Source organism: Anaplasma marginale str. Florida, assembly GCF_000020305.1.
Lineage (GTDB): Bacteria > Pseudomonadota > Alphaproteobacteria > Rickettsiales > Anaplasmataceae > Anaplasma > Anaplasma marginale.
In genome coordinates this window covers 1,136,644-1,150,451 of the sequence record NC_012026.1, presented here as the reverse complement: position 1 = coordinate 1,150,451, position 13,808 = coordinate 1,136,644, and the positions used below count along the sequence as shown (strand labels likewise).

Sequence of the window (13,808 nt, the reverse complement as noted above, 5' to 3'; positions counted from 1 at the left end):
CTAGTGGTGTGATGATCATTGGTATAGATCCTGGGCTTGAGTTTACTGGCTGGGGGGTGGTTTCTAGTACAAATTCCCAATCCGTGTGCCTTCTAGATAGTGGAGTAATTTCCACTAGGGGTATTAGCAGAGAGAGTGAAAAGCTATATAAAATCTACGTATCGCTTCTTTCAGTTCTGAGTTTATATAAAATAGACGAGGCATCGATCGAGAAGGTTTTTATAAACTCAAACCCTAGATCGTCAATGTCATTATGCTACGCTAGAGCCGCGTCGACAATTTCCGTTATGTCTAGAGGGATTGATATATATGAATATTCCTCTACTGCCATAAAAAAATGTATAACCGGAAGTGGCATGGCCCCAAAGGAGCAAGTTTCGTTTATGGTAAGGAGTTCACTTGGGATAAAGCAAGATGTTGAAATCAATAACCACTCATCAGATGCAATAGCCGCCGCTTTATGCCACGTATATAATACTAGAAATAGAAATTTTGCTTTAAAATAGCTTTTTCTCGGTTCCGTTTATCATTCTAATTACATTATCTCTATGCTTTATTAGTACGATAATTGACATAGCTATATAGAAGATTGATGAGTTAAAATTTTCAGTTACTGCGCAGTATATACACGAGGAAATAATTGAAATTATCGAGGATAGTGACGAGTATCTGAATATCATAAAAACAACGGCCCAGGTTATTATAAATAAGAAAAATATTTTTATATTTATAGATAGCACAACCCCTATAGTAGGGGCTATTCCTTTACCTCCTTTAAATAAAAACCACACCGGGAATATATGTCCTAACACTACGGTAAACCCAGTTAAATACATAATACTTTTATGTGCACACATTTTTTCTAATATGAGTATTACTAATACCGACTTGAATATATCGAGGAGTAACACAAGGAATGAAATACCCCTATTCACCCTAAACGCGTTTGTTGCTCCAATATTTCCAGAGCCAACACTTCTTAAATCTCTTTTATAGAATACCTTTACTAAGATCCATGAGAAGGGGATTGACCCAATTAGATATGAGGCGAATAGTATAGGGATTAGGTATGTATAGCCCATAAGCAAGTTCACTTCCTATCTAAAGGTATACAGTATACACTCATGGTAAAGTTATTCGTGGAAAAATTATATGTTTGAGGAGATTATACGCTCTGCGATAATGGAGGACCTTGGGGAGCAAGGGGATATAACCACGAATTGTATTTTTGAGAAAGAGGAGGTGAATTTTTCAATTATCTCCAAGGAATCAATGATGGTTTCTGGAATTGTTGCTGTTAAGGAGATATTTGAAATATTTAGTAAGGAAATAAACTTCACTATACTCGAATTTGATGGAAACAATATACAATCTGGCACTGTGATTGTTAAAGGTTCTGGCCTAGCATCCGGGATATTATCAATTGAAAGAGTGCTGTTAAACTTTCTACAGAGGGCGTCTTCCATTTCCTCTAGAACTAGAGATTTTGTATCTAAAGTTGCAGGAACAAAGGCAAAAATAAGGAGTACACGTAAAACATCACCTGGGCTACGCAATTTTGATTTATACGCTGTCCGTGTGGGTGGAGGTGAAAGTTATAGAGATGGGTTATATAACGGGATAATGGTAAAAGACAACCATATAGTAGCCTGTGGTAGCATAACGGAGTGTGTATCTAGGATAAGAAGAAAGTTAGGGGATGTTTTTATTACCGTTGAGTGTGATAATAAACTTCAAGTAGAAGAATCTATAAAAAGCTCTGTCAACTTGATTATGCTAGATAATATGGGAGTTTCAGACATAAAAGACTCCATTAAGATGATTGGGAATTCAGCTATGGTAGAGGTTTCTGGTGGAGTTAATCTTGAAAATATTAGAGAAATAGCTAGCCTGGGGGCGGATTATATCTCCATAGGGTCCATCACCCACTCGTTCACGTGTAAAGATATTAGCCTAGAAGTTTTTAAATGATTTATATTAAGTTTATAACTATCCAGAACTTATATCTCTCCATATATCCTTGATTTTTTGGAAAAACCCTTGGTACTTTGGGCTGCAATTTGCGCTAGATTCTTCTTCAAACTTCTTTAGTAAGTCCACCTGCTGTTTTGTTAATTTGACTGGGGTTTCTACAGTAACATGCACATACATATCTCCCCTTCTATCTTTTGAGTTTACCTCCGGCATTCCCTTGCCCCTCATCCTTATTTGGTCTCCGCTCTGGGTTCCTTCCGGTATTTTTAACTTTGTCCAAGAACCATCAATAGAGGGCATTTCTATCTCCCCGCCTAGGGCCGCTATAGTCATTTTTATTGGAACACTACAATGCAAGTCAGAAGATCTTCTAGTGAAGAATTTATGTTCCTTAACCCTGATATATACATAAAGATCTCCCTCCTGAGCTCCCCGAAAACCTGCTTCCCCCTTACCATTAACTCTTACCTTATTCCCTGTTTCTATACCCTTAGGCACAGTTACTAGGAGGCTTACCTCGTTCCTTACCCTCCCGCTTCCTCCACACCTACGGCACTTATTCTTAATAACTTCTCCTTCACCGTTACATACGTTACACACTTCTTCAATTGTTAGGAAGCCCTTCCTGGTTCTAACACTACCAGCACCATTACAATTTCCACATTTTACTGAATTAACCGCTCCCTCGCTTCCTATACCGGAGCATGAAGAACACTTCACGTTTGTTACATAACTAATCGGGACTTTAATACCTTTAAAAGCGTCCTCAAGGGAGACTTCGACATCATATCTAAGGTCGGAACCGCGTAAATGTTCCCTACTAGAGGCTCTTTGTGATTTACCAAAACCTCCACCGAAGAAATCCTGGAAAATATCAGAAAAGTCAGTTGAAAAACCACTGGTAAAATCAAAACCACTAGCCCCTCCACTGGTGAATGTGCTGTGACCATAGCGGTCATAAGCGGCACGTTTTTCCGGATTGCTTAATACCTCATAAGCTTCGCTTATCTTTTTAAATTTTTCTTCTGCTTTTTTATCCCCAGGGTTCTTATCTGGATGGTACTTAAAAACCATCTTACGGTATGACTTTTTAATTTCCTCTGCACTGGCGTTTCTACTTACTTCTAAGATCTCATAGTAGTCGTTGCCACTCATTTCCGGTCTTTATTAAACTATAAAAAATTCAGGTAGACTCTAGTATCTATATACTCGAGAATCAAAATTCAAGGGTAAACGCTAGAACGTTCCATGTATTTTACTAAAATCCAGAACAGTATTATATATACTCACGGATGATACCAACAACCTAGTCCTATTACGGTACAATTCCGTATTCATCTTGTCACACACTCTAACCCCATCCATGAATATGTTAACAAATGAACTAAATTCAAATAGTGACTCCATGGCCTCGAGAAACTTATCCTCTTTTATCAGACTACCCAACAACTTTTTGTAGTGTTGTATTTGATTATACAACTGTATTTCACAATCTTCTTTGCATAACCTTTTATTAGATTTACCATCTAGTTTCCAATCGAAAGATTCTTTTGAGATTATATTATTTGCCCTTCTATAGGCAGTGATGACAGATTTTCCTTTCTCTGTTTTAAGGAAGCTACAGATTACTTCCACCTTCTTTTTAACTATTGGTATATCATGCAACGTTCCAACGATAGCATCCACCACCTCCTTATCTAGATCGCTTTCCTTTAAAATTACTTTTAGTCTGTCGTAGCAGAAAGATAGGATAGTAGAAATCAAAGCGTCTCGGTCAACACGCAGGAAACGGCCCTCATTTTTATTTAATCTTGCTTTACACATGTACATAGACACGGCTTTTGATACCATCAAATCAAGCGGGATAGAAACACTGTTTTCTATCATTACCCTCAATAATGAGATCGATGTTCTTCTTAAGGCGAAAGGGTCACGAGAACCTGATATATTTTCAGTTGCCATGAGCCCAACTAGGCTATCTACCTTATCCGCAATCGAAACGGCTATTCCTATTGGAGATTTTGGACAATGGTCCTTCTGCCCGATTGGAAGGTAATGCTCCTCAATTGCTACGCAAACTTCCTCTTCCTCTCCAGAATGTTTGGCATAGTATCTGCCTATCTTTCCTTGGAGCTCTGGAAACTCTCTTACAACTAAGGTCGCGAGATCAGCCTTAGAGATCATTGCCGCCCTTTCAGTGTTTAACATTGAAGAGCGCGGAATCCACACCGAACAATATTTTGCAAGGGCGGATATCCTCTCCGCCTTATCTAAAAGCGTGCCCAGACCACTCTTGAATACTACACCTGACAGTAGACCAACATAGTAGTCCATATTGTGTTCTTTATCCTTTTTAATTAAGAACAGTGCATCTGATAACCTCGCCCTAAGTACCTTCTCGTGGTTCTTGATTACCATATTATTCACTACACTAGCAGCAGAGGCGAACTTTACTATTTTTCCACTCTGGTCTTTTATCGCTAAGTATCTCTGGTGGTTGGTCATAACACATGAGACTACTTCTGTAGGAATTTCACTAAAATTTTTATCTACACTCCCAATTAGTACTTTTGGATACTCTAAATTACTACTCATATCTTCCAATATCTGAGCATTTTGGTCATACGTAAGTTCCGTGCCAGATATTTGTTCATTCAGTTGCTCAAGAATGTGTTTCCTTCTTGCTTCAACATCCACAATAACCATATTCTCAGACAAGAAGTTGAGATATTCCGCTGCCTTAGTAACGGTGTATTTGCGGTTGGAGAACCTTAGATTTCCGAAGGTTCTATTATTTGCTGTAATACCGGCAACTGAGACTGGTAGGACCTTACCGTCTAAAACACATAAAACGTTAATAACCGGCCGAACCCAATATCCAGTACCTGTTCCCCACCTCATACGCTTGTGTAGAGGAAAGTTTTCTATCATGCATTGTATTACTTCAGTGAGTTCATTGGTAAGGTCTTTTGAACTTAAAACACTGGAGCTGTAGTAGAATTTTTCACCTGAGACCTCCCGTATTTCCAGTTCTTCCACACCACTCTTGCCAACCTTTCTCAAAAAACCACTTATTACTTCTTTGTCAGAAGAAATCCTTGGCCCTTTTATCTCTTTCTTTCCATCACTACTGTTTTGACTAACATTACATGCGATGAGTATTATCCTATGAGAGGTGGCGAATACCTTTGGTGCGTCGCAACTTATTCTTCTACTGGAGAATTCTTTATCGATCCGAGGTAGGATATACTCGTGTGCGGACTTGATGGTTTTGGTAGGAAGCTGCTCACACAGAACCTCAAGTATTAAATCAGAAGACATACTAAGCCGTTCTATACAGTTTTATGTAGGCTTCGCAGCACATGTTTGCCATTTTTCTCACCCTTAGAATGTATGAGGCTCGCTCATTCACCCCGATTGCACCGCGTGATTCTACAATGTTAAGCATGTGGCTTGCCTGGATGCAGAAATCGTATCCTGCAAGAGGTAGATCTTTTTCAACCATGAGAGCGCACATTTTTTCACTATTCTCGAATCTGGAAAGTAGAAACTCAATGTCATAATACTCAAAGGAAAGGGCGGAAAACTCCTTTTCCCTAGCAAGAAATATATCGCCGTATTTTACTCCAGTATCATCCCAAGCTATTTCGTAAACGCTATCGACATTTTGCAGTACCATTGCAATTCTCTCGAGCCCGTAGGCAATTTCACCAGGAATAGTGGTGCAATCAACCCCTCCGACTTGTTGCATGTAGGTGAATTGCGTAATTTCCATGCCATTACACGATACTTCCCATCCAAGCCCTGAGGCCCCTATACTAGGGTTTTCCCAGTCGTCTTCAATAAACCGGATGTCAAAGTCATTTTTCGAGATGCCAATTATCTCAAGGCTTTTCAAATAATCATCAACGAGAGTACTTCTAGATGGTTGAACGATAACCTGGTACTGATGGTGTTGATATAACCTATTAGGGTTCTGTCCGTATCTGCCGTCTGAAGGTCTAATAACTGGCTGCACGTAGGCAACCATGGTTTCCTTTCCTGAAAGAACGGAAATTGAAGTTGCTGGGTGTAGCGTTCCAGCTCCTAGCTCAGAGGTGTACGGATACATGATGGCGCAGCCATAGTCCTTCCAATAGTCATCCAACTTCCTAATTATACTTTGGAAATTCACGCCAGCTTGCGATAATCAACATTGACGGTGATGATGATACGAAAAGGATGCTTTAACAAGAAATTTATTTCGGATTGTACGCTCTACTGAACATGAGATTTTTCTTGTTTTTCATTGCATTTTCACTATTTTTCATTACCATGATGCCGCGGTACATGGTCGTTTTCATTTGGGATGTAGCCAAGCGGTAAGGCAGCGGTTTTTGGTACCGTCATTCGGAGGTTCGATCCCTCCCATCCCAGCTCTTTCCTCCTGAATTTTCCAATGGGTAGTGTGTGTCTATTATAAGATTCATGATGCTTTCCTACCTAATCTGCAATTTTGACAGAATTGTTGTTAGGTTTTTCTTTCTCGTCATATACGCATATTTTTCCTCGATTGCATTTGTGATGCTACATGACGGATGGTCCAGCTTTCTTTTATTTAAAGACCCAATAAATCTATGCACCCGAGTGTATTCTATATTGAAGTGGTACTACTACAACCGGGAAATGATGTCCTTTACGAGAGGGCTGAAGATATTTCTAGCTATGGGAGGAACTTTTGCGCTCCAATATTCTATATGGAATCTGGAATGGAGGAGGCTTCCAGCTTTGACACTGCGCTTCTGTAGGCGTTGTTGCGTTTCGGGTGTAAAGTCGAGTAGGTCTATGATATCAAGAATTGGTATGAGGGCCAATCTAGATGGATCTGATAATGTAAGGCGTAAAATCATTAGTGCGGTGGATGACATACTTAAAGATATTTGGAGGACAGTTTCAACATCGGAGGATAAAATATCCAGCGATGAACTCACTTCCCTCAAAAAGGCCTTTCTCATCAAAATAAGCTACCAGATTGATGAATTTATACGAAGTGCTATAGAATCCAGAGACCGGCAATAGCGCAGGTATAACTAATATATTGTACTTACACCCATGGCATGGGTTATAAGTTTCTCTTTAATACAGGGAGACATTTCCACAATAGACATAGCCACTCTTCTGGCCATTTTCCTAATTATTGAGTTACTAGAGAAGATAGAATTTACTACCGTAGTGATTGCTGCCATAGAATAATTGTCAAGCAGCCTGCGCTTTTCTATTTCTTCTAAAATGAATTGCTGGCCTATATCAGATCCTACTGAGTGATATGCACTGAGTATCTCTACTGCCACTTCCACGTCTCGTATGCCAATATTCAACCCCTGCCCGGCAACTGGGTGGATGGAGTGAAGTGCATCTCCCAACAGGAGGGAGCGCTTTGCGTATTGTCTATCAGCCAGCACCATTGAAATTTTGTGGCAAGACCTACGCCCAATAACCTCCACACACCCTATATGTTCTCCGCACTTCTTTTGTAGCTCGGTTTCAAACTCATCATCCGAAAGCTGTAATAGCATTTGGGCTATCTCGGTTTTTTCAGTCCATATAATCGATGAGTGATATCCTCCATGCATCGGTAGAATTGCAAACGGCCCACCTTGAAAAAAGTGCTCAATCGCTACATTGCGATGGTGTTGCTTATGACGCACGTTACAGGTAATACAGCTTTGTTTATAGTCGTACCTCAAGGTTCCTATATGTGATTTTCTAAGGAACTTTGACCCCTTTCCTTCGGCGCAGATTACCAGCCTACTCGAGATCTTCTCTCCATTCGTTAGCGAAGTTTCAATGAACCCACCCTTGGCCTCTATTGCACCATAAGAGGTGGAGGTTATGTGGGTGAACCCATTTACCTTACTCTGTAACATGGAAGATATCTCTTTTCCACTAATGGTGTACCCCATAGGGTCATTCCCCACTAGTTTATGGTCATAGTGGACTGTAGAGAGGCTATTGCCATCGAAGATTAGTATATCCTCTATAGGACAATAAATTCCATTGTGATTCCACACTCCAAAGCGGTCAAAAACATCTTTTGACCTTTTGGAGATCGCGAAAACCCTGTGATCCAGATTGCTGAGCACGCAGTCTTTCTGCTCAACGACGGCAGCTTTCATTCCGCTCTCTGTGAGCCCAATTCCCGCCAGGATTCCGTTTACCCCACCTCCGAGAATAACTACATCGTAGTAGCGAACCATGGAGCGACCTACAAAAACCTGGTGTGCCCGAAGGGACTCGAACCCCTGACCCGCAGCTTAGAAGGCTGCTGCTCTTGTCCAGCTGAGCTACGGACACCCCGTAGAAGAGGCTTGCATATTTAGTTTTTTAAGTCAATAGATTGCTGAGAGCCCATGTGGGTAACATAGCGATTTGTAACTGGTTAGATTTTTATGTATCATCGTGAGAACTTCTTCTTCGTTTGATCAGTGTGTTTCGTATACATAGCTCAGGTGGGGAGTGCTTTCTCACGAGTGAGTCAGTCTCCCAAGGGCACCCAGATAAAATAGCCGATCGGATCTCAGACGAGATTTTAGACCATTTTATGGCGAAAAACCCATACGCCCACGTTGCGGTAGAGACACTAGTTACCAGAGATAATGTGGTTGTAGCTGGGGAGGTCTGTGGCGTAGATGTAGACTTGGGGGCGATTGAAGATGTGGTACGAAGCACAGTTAAGGAAATAGGGTATAGCCTCCCTGGGTTTCACTGGAACACAGTAAAAGTTTCGATACTCATACACGAGCAGTCTCCAGATATAATCCTCGGTGTAAACACAGGAAGAAGAAAAAAAGGCGCTGGTGACCAGGGAGTAATGTACGGCTACGCGGTGGATGAGACATATTCTCTTCTACCTGCACCAATCTTCTACTCGCACCTCGTGTTAAAGAATATCGCTTCGGCCATATATGAGGGTAGGATATCCGGCTTGGGACCAGATGCCAAAACTGAAATCACTCTACTATACGCAAACCGCAAACCAGTAAAAGTTTTGAGGGCGGTGATGTCCATCCAGCACGAGGAGGGAATGACCCAACGGGATGTTAGGGACCTGGTATATCCGCATTTTGTTGCTGCAATTCCAGAGGGGTGGATGTGCAAAGATGAAGATTTCCTCGTAAACCCTACCGGTAGATTCGTAGTTGGGGGGCCTGTAGGTGATTCTGGTATGACCGGGAGAAAAATTATGGTTGATACCTACGGCGGGCACATACCGCACGGTGGGGGAGCCTTTTCTGGTAAAGACCCCAGCAAGGTTGATAGGTCTGCAGCATATATGGCAAGATACATAGCGAAAAATGTGGTTCAGGCTGGGCTTGCTGCTGAGTGCCTAGTTCAGATGTCTTACGCGATAGGAGTGCCCACACCCCTGACCTTCAGCGTAAACACCTTAGGGACTGGTTTGGTTCATAATGAGTGTATCGAGAAGTATATAGAGGAAAATGTAGATCTTTCCATAAGCGGTATCTGTGATCACCTATTGCTATTTGAGCAGATTTACGCGCCCACATCATGTTATGGGCACTTTGGTCGCAATTTTGGAGAAAGCTTCTCCTGGGAAAGGCTTGACCTATCTCTTGATATGGCTAGAGTTTTTGGTCTAAGATGCAAGGAATGCGTTTAGGGGCAAATGCCATAGACCTATTTCGCTTGCTGAGCGTGTTTTTCAACCGGTGGTACAGGTCTGTAGACAAGCCGCTTCTTCTTTCCTTTTTTACTATATCGGTCATCAGTCTTACTCTGATTTCCTCTGCCGGACCAGTCATTGAAAGTAGGGTTATGCTGCCAAAGGACCATTTTCTACTTCGGCATCTTACCTATCTGTGTATAGCACTTGGCATTGTGGTGGTGTACTCAATGATGAATGAGAGGCTCATCATAGCCACCTCTTTCCTACTGCTTTCTGTATGCATAATTCTTTTGGTTTATATAGCGTTTTGGGGAGTGGGAGTAAAAGGTTCTAAGAGGTGGTTTTTCTTCCTAGGCCTATCAATCCAGCCGTCCGAATTTGCGAAGACTGTTTTTTCTGTTGTGAATGCCTGGATTCTATGTAGAACAGAGAGCAAAACAAGATACATCTCCTCTGCAGCCATTTACGTTAGTTTAGTTTCGCTACTCCTACTACAACCAGATCTTAGCATGTTTGTTATGTTTTCCTTGATTTGGGGAAGCCAGCTGTTTGTGTATGGTATATCTTTTTTATCAATGCTCGCGATAGCGGCTTTTTTTCTGGCCGGGGTGCTGCTATACCTGTTTTTGTTCCCATACACCAGGGAGCGGGTTCTGACCTTTTTTGATCCAACAAACCATGATCACTTTCAGATATTGAATTCCATAAGGTCATTCAAAGCCGGTAGAATGCTGGGTGCGGGTCCGGGTGAGGGGGTGGTCAAACTACTACTTCCAGATTGCCATACAGACTTCATATTCTCCGTCGCCGCGGAGGAGTTTGGTGCAATGTTATGTATGTTAATCTTATTTATTCTCGGGTACATAGCCACCAGGGCATGGTTTTTTGCATATAGTGAGAGTGACCTATTTAAACTGTTGTCGGTATCAGGCCTCTTTTTTCAATTTTCATCCCAGTTTATGATCAACGTTGGGGTCGCGCTAGACTTACTACCCACAACAGGCATCGCACTGCCGTTTCTCAGCTACGGTGGGTCTTCGCTAGTCTCCACCAGTATAATGCTTGGCATTTTGATGTCATTTAACAGAATGAGATCTTTAGAACGTAGGATAAAACTCGACGCTTAACCTGGGTTTATGCCCTTATTTGCTCTACCTACCGCCGCAAAACTTAACCATGCCCTCAACCATCTTTTGGATGCCTAAATGCACCCTATGCAGCGTATCGTCGCGCATATATGCCGAGCAAGAGAAAACTGCATTTTTTTCATCTGCGACAAAATCATCAGTAGGACATACGACGTGCTCCCCTCCACACCGGGATATTATTCCGTCTGCATCGTCCCCGAGCGTGACCTTCACCTTTACCAGCTCACTCAAAGCTGCAGCTATAACTGCGGGGGCTATACACACGCCGCCGATGGCCTTCCTTGCCCGATGGAACTGATGAATAAGGCCTTTAACGCTGTCAATAACGCTCACAGGCCCGCTTTGGGAGACTAGATTGGAGAAATTCTTAGCGACACCGAAACCTCCAGGGACTATAAGCATGTCAAACTCATGTACCTGCACCCTTTCTATGCTAATAACTTCCCCGCGGGCAATTCTAGCAGACTCAGCAAGAATGTTTCTTGTTTGGTTCTCTGTGGATTTTGATGCGTGGTTTACTACATCATGCTGTTGGATGTCAGGCGCGCAGCACTGGAACTTAACTCCTAACCTATCCAGCTCCAGCAGAACTAGCACTGACTCGCGTACCTCGGAGCCGTCCATGTGACCGCACCCACACAGCAATACCACGCAATTCATAACCTGACCCCATCCCTACCTCGACAGGCGGCATTCCTGGTAGCCAAAGCAAGATCTTATTTCGTGGGTAGATAACATCGCCAACCGCTCTGTCCCTTCCCCGCTTTCTACCATCCGCTTCAACTGCGTACACTTCTCATGGTTGGCAGTGAGCATCATAACGACGCTTGTCAGGACCAGTAATATCCCAACGAGACGCAGGGCCCAACCTATCGGAAATGTTCCACCGGAGGACAAGGGAGCAGATGCGATCTTCCCAACGGACTCCATCGCCAATACGACCTTCCCTCCGAAGAGCAGGAAGTTTCCGCACAGGTATAATACTGTCAACCTAGCCTGATGCGCAACATTTTTCGAGCATGTCGGCTTGTTCCTGTGGATTATCCAGAAAGAAACCGCAAACATCAGGGCTGACGCGAAGAACAGAGCATTGACTACCATGTCAGTAATCTGGGTTACACCCATGCCCCCGACCTTAACATGGCCAGATAAAGAAAGCCCGGAGTATAATAAGACCCCCAAACCAACTAAGTGTATGGTGGTAAAGAGTACGGAGGCAGCAAGGTCTACTTTATTCGCATGTACTTCCATGAAGTCTGATGCCTTGTCCAGTGGCTTTCTATCGACCCTTTCCAAGGATATCTTGCTTTGCAAGCCCATACGTCTGGACTCAAGCTCAATTCTCTGCTGTATTTTGCGTTTGTCCCTTTCTATCTTGAATACCAAGATGAGGCCACATATAACACCCAAAGATGCAGTGAGGCCTGTTAGGAATTCCATGGCTGTCCAGAAATTTGCTGCGGATGCACCCATCCCAGAAAGCAAGCCCGCCTGAGAAAGCGCAAGCAAAATGAACATAGTTGTCGTTATCAGGAGCGTGAATATCGAACAACATTGCCGGATATAATTGAGCTTTTCTATTTTCAGCATCTTTCTTGGGATGCTAAGCGATAACGTCATGTTGCGAACCTCAACAACGTACGCGTAAATTTTAGCATAAATTGTAAGATTTTTACATATTTACGGGTCAGCAAGGTAGGAGAAAGGTAATACAAAGGCCCACTTTATGACCAAATTAAAATTTTAAATTCTGTGTCCCATAGGTTGCAAACCGCAGTTTTGTGCACAATTTTGCAGGTCTATTTTGCTTAGTGACGGGATTTGTACACAATTGCAACGTTGGACCCCTTCTAGGCCGCTTCTATGGACTTTACGACTGCAAATTGCGTTACACTTGTATGAACATAACCCCTTGGTGTGGTAGCAACTAAACATTGCGGTATGAATCAATTGCGCAAACCTTGCAACCGTGGCAGATTTGTATGTGCTTAAATTTTTGTGAATTTTCATGCTCAGGATTGGTATAAACGGCCTTGGTAGGATAGGGAGATGCCTATTTAGGGTGTTGTTCGAAAATAATATCCCAAATGTAGAATTGGTTGCTGTTAACGGATCTTCTAGCTTAGAGCTGCACAGACACCTACTGAGGAATGATTCGGTGCATGGAAGGTTTGGGTGTAATATTGGTATAAAAGAGGGCGCCCTTCTTGAGGTTGGTGGTAAAACCGTAAAATTTTTCAAGGAAAAGCAACCCCAGGACATTCCGTGGGAAGAAGTAGGGGTAAACGTCGTTCTGGAATGCACTGGAAAATTTAACAACAGGGAGTCTTCCGGGCTGCATCTTGGGGGCACGGTGAAAAAAGTAGTGGTATCCGCTCCGGTTGCTGATGCAGATATCCAGGTAATTTTTGGCGTGAATGAGGGGGCGATAAGTAGTGAGCACGACGTGATATCAGTTGGATCGTGTACCACAAACTGCGCAGCCCACGTTGTTAAGGCTATGGATGAAGCTTTTGGGATAGAAGGTGGATTTATAACTACGGTACATGCGTACACGAATGATCAGAATCATGTAGATGGCAGCCACAAGGACCTTAGAAGGGCCCGCGCATGCGGTCTTTCTATGATTCCCACAACCACGGGGGCATCTAAGGCTCTAGAGGTCCTGTTCCCCAAGCTGTCTGGGAAACTTTCTGCCTCCTCCATCAGGGTACCCACCCCAAATGTTTCGGTAGTAGACTTTGCTTTTGTTTCTTCTTCTAAAGCTACTGTAACGTCCATTAATGAGGCCTTGTGCAAGGCAGCTACTGCACGTCCGGACGTGCTTATGGCGTCAGACGAACAACTAGTCTCATCTGATTTTAATCACACAACTTATAGCGCGGTTTTTGACCTTATGGAAACTTATGCCAACGATGGTGGTGTGTCTAGGGTACTCGCCTGGTATGACAACGAATGGGCTTTTGCCACCAGGATGGTAGATGTCTCCAGGGAGTTGTTGCGGTTTTTATAATACTGGT

At 42.8% G+C, this 13,808-nt stretch carries 13 protein-coding genes and 2 tRNA genes; 7 read left to right on the top strand and 8 right to left on the bottom strand.

Features of this window, described 5'->3' with window-relative positions; genetic code table 11:
• Positions 1-8 precede the first annotated feature (8 nt).
• Positions 9-506: a crossover junction endodeoxyribonuclease RuvC gene (ruvC, locus tag AMF_RS09880; RefSeq protein WP_012659145.1), complete on the top strand. Its 498-nt coding sequence runs from the start codon at positions 9-11 to the stop codon at positions 504-506.
• Here the strand turns inward: ruvC and plsY are convergent.
• Positions 498-1,094, bottom strand: a complete 597-nt coding sequence (gene plsY / locus AMF_RS09875; protein ID WP_012659144.1) for a glycerol-3-phosphate 1-O-acyltransferase PlsY — start codon at positions 1,092-1,094, stop codon at positions 498-500. The genes ruvC and plsY overlap by 9 nt on opposite strands.
• Before the next feature lie 58 nt (positions 1,095-1,152).
• Between plsY and nadC the strand changes: the two genes are divergently transcribed.
• Entirely contained in the window at positions 1,153-1,971 is an 819-nt protein-coding gene (gene nadC / locus AMF_RS09870; protein WP_010268995.1) for a carboxylating nicotinate-nucleotide diphosphorylase, read from the top strand.
• Between the two features lie 18 nt (positions 1,972-1,989).
• On the opposite strand, the gene dnaJ is transcribed toward nadC, so the two are convergent.
• The 3 genes from dnaJ to AMF_RS09855 form a co-directional block, all read right to left on the bottom strand.
• Positions 1,990-3,129: a molecular chaperone DnaJ gene (gene dnaJ / locus AMF_RS09865; protein ID WP_010268992.1), complete on the bottom strand. Its 1,140-nt coding sequence runs from the start codon at positions 3,127-3,129 to the stop codon at positions 1,990-1,992.
• An 81-nt stretch (positions 3,130-3,210) separates the two neighbouring features.
• Positions 3,211-5,295 (bottom strand): glycine--tRNA ligase subunit beta, encoded by a 2,085-nt coding sequence (gene glyS / locus AMF_RS09860; protein WP_010268989.1) that lies wholly within the window; start codon positions 5,293-5,295, stop codon positions 3,211-3,213.
• A gap of 1 nt (position 5,296) precedes the next feature.
• Positions 5,297-6,148 carry a glycine--tRNA ligase subunit alpha gene (locus AMF_RS09855; RefSeq protein WP_010268986.1) on the bottom strand — a complete coding sequence of 284 codons (852 nt, stop codon included), beginning with the start codon at positions 6,146-6,148 and terminating at the stop codon, positions 5,297-5,299.
• A 170-nt stretch (positions 6,149-6,318) separates the two neighbouring features.
• Between AMF_RS09855 and AMF_RS09850 the strand changes: the two genes are divergently transcribed.
• Positions 6,319-6,390: transfer RNA gene (locus AMF_RS09850), tRNA-Gln, on the top strand.
• A 33-nt stretch (positions 6,391-6,423) separates the two neighbouring features.
• Positions 6,424-7,032 carry a hypothetical protein gene (locus AMF_RS10550; RefSeq protein WP_012659143.1) on the top strand — a complete coding sequence of 203 codons (609 nt, stop codon included), beginning with the start codon at positions 6,424-6,426 and terminating at the stop codon, positions 7,030-7,032.
• An 11-nt stretch (positions 7,033-7,043) separates the two neighbouring features.
• Here the strand turns inward: AMF_RS10550 and AMF_RS09840 are convergent, their stop codons facing one another.
• Both AMF_RS09840 and AMF_RS09835 read right to left on the bottom strand, forming a co-directional pair.
• Positions 7,044-8,210, bottom strand: a complete 1,167-nt coding sequence (locus AMF_RS09840) for an FAD-dependent monooxygenase (RefSeq protein WP_012659142.1) — start codon at positions 8,208-8,210, stop codon at positions 7,044-7,046.
• A 19-nt stretch (positions 8,211-8,229) separates the two neighbouring features.
• Positions 8,230-8,307: transfer RNA gene (locus AMF_RS09835), tRNA-Arg, on the bottom strand.
• Positions 8,308-8,440: 133 nt separating this feature from the next.
• On the opposite strand from AMF_RS09835, the gene metK reads away from it, so the two are divergent.
• Positions 8,441-9,634 (top strand): methionine adenosyltransferase, encoded by a 1,194-nt coding sequence (gene metK / locus AMF_RS09830; protein WP_378410563.1) that lies wholly within the window; start codon positions 8,441-8,443, stop codon positions 9,632-9,634.
• Positions 9,625-10,767, top strand: coding sequence for an FtsW/RodA/SpoVE family cell cycle protein (locus AMF_RS09825; RefSeq protein WP_010271047.1), 1,143 nt, complete (start codon positions 9,625-9,627; stop codon positions 10,765-10,767). The genes metK and AMF_RS09825 overlap by 10 nt, the downstream gene beginning before the upstream one ends.
• Before the next feature lie 24 nt (positions 10,768-10,791).
• Here AMF_RS09825 and elbB read toward each other — a convergent pair whose 3' ends face one another.
• Together elbB and AMF_RS09815 are read right to left on the bottom strand one after the other, a co-directional pair.
• Positions 10,792-11,448 (bottom strand): isoprenoid biosynthesis glyoxalase ElbB, encoded by a 657-nt coding sequence (gene elbB, locus AMF_RS09820; RefSeq protein ID WP_010266486.1) that lies wholly within the window; start codon positions 11,446-11,448, stop codon positions 10,792-10,794.
• A gap of 15 nt (positions 11,449-11,463) precedes the next feature.
• A complete protein-coding gene (locus tag AMF_RS09815; protein WP_010266484.1) occupies positions 11,464-12,408 on the bottom strand; it encodes a hypothetical protein in 945 nt (314 codons plus the stop codon).
• A gap of 388 nt (positions 12,409-12,796) precedes the next feature.
• On the opposite strand from AMF_RS09815, the gene gap reads away from it, so the two are divergent.
• Entirely contained in the window at positions 12,797-13,801 is a 1,005-nt protein-coding gene (gene gap / locus AMF_RS09810; RefSeq protein WP_010268966.1) for a type I glyceraldehyde-3-phosphate dehydrogenase, read from the top strand.
• The last annotated feature ends 7 nt before the right edge of the window (positions 13,802-13,808 follow it).

Bases quoted from the DNA above. Each gene is read 5' to 3' on its own strand.
- nadC (WP_010268995.1), top strand. From the start codon at position 1,153: ATGTTTGAGGAGATTATACGCTCTGCGATAATGGAGGACCTTGGGGAG.
- dnaJ (WP_010268992.1), bottom strand. From the start codon at position 3,129: ATGAGTGGCAACGACTACTATGAGATCTTAGAAGTAAGTAGAAACGCC.
- glyS (WP_010268989.1), bottom strand. From the start codon at position 5,295: ATGTCTTCTGATTTAATACTTGAGGTTCTGTGTGAGCAGCTTCCTACC.
- AMF_RS09840 (WP_012659142.1), bottom strand. From the start codon at position 8,210: ATGGTTCGCTACTACGATGTAGTTATTCTCGGAGGTGGGGTAAACGGA.
- AMF_RS09825 (WP_010271047.1), top strand. From the start codon at position 9,625: ATGCGTTTAGGGGCAAATGCCATAGACCTATTTCGCTTGCTGAGCGTG.
- elbB (WP_010266486.1), bottom strand. From the start codon at position 11,448: ATGAATTGCGTGGTATTGCTGTGTGGGTGCGGTCACATGGACGGCTCC.
- AMF_RS09815 (WP_010266484.1), bottom strand. From the start codon at position 12,408: ATGACGTTATCGCTTAGCATCCCAAGAAAGATGCTGAAAATAGAAAAG.
- gap (WP_010268966.1), top strand. From the start codon at position 12,797: ATGCTCAGGATTGGTATAAACGGCCTTGGTAGGATAGGGAGATGCCTA.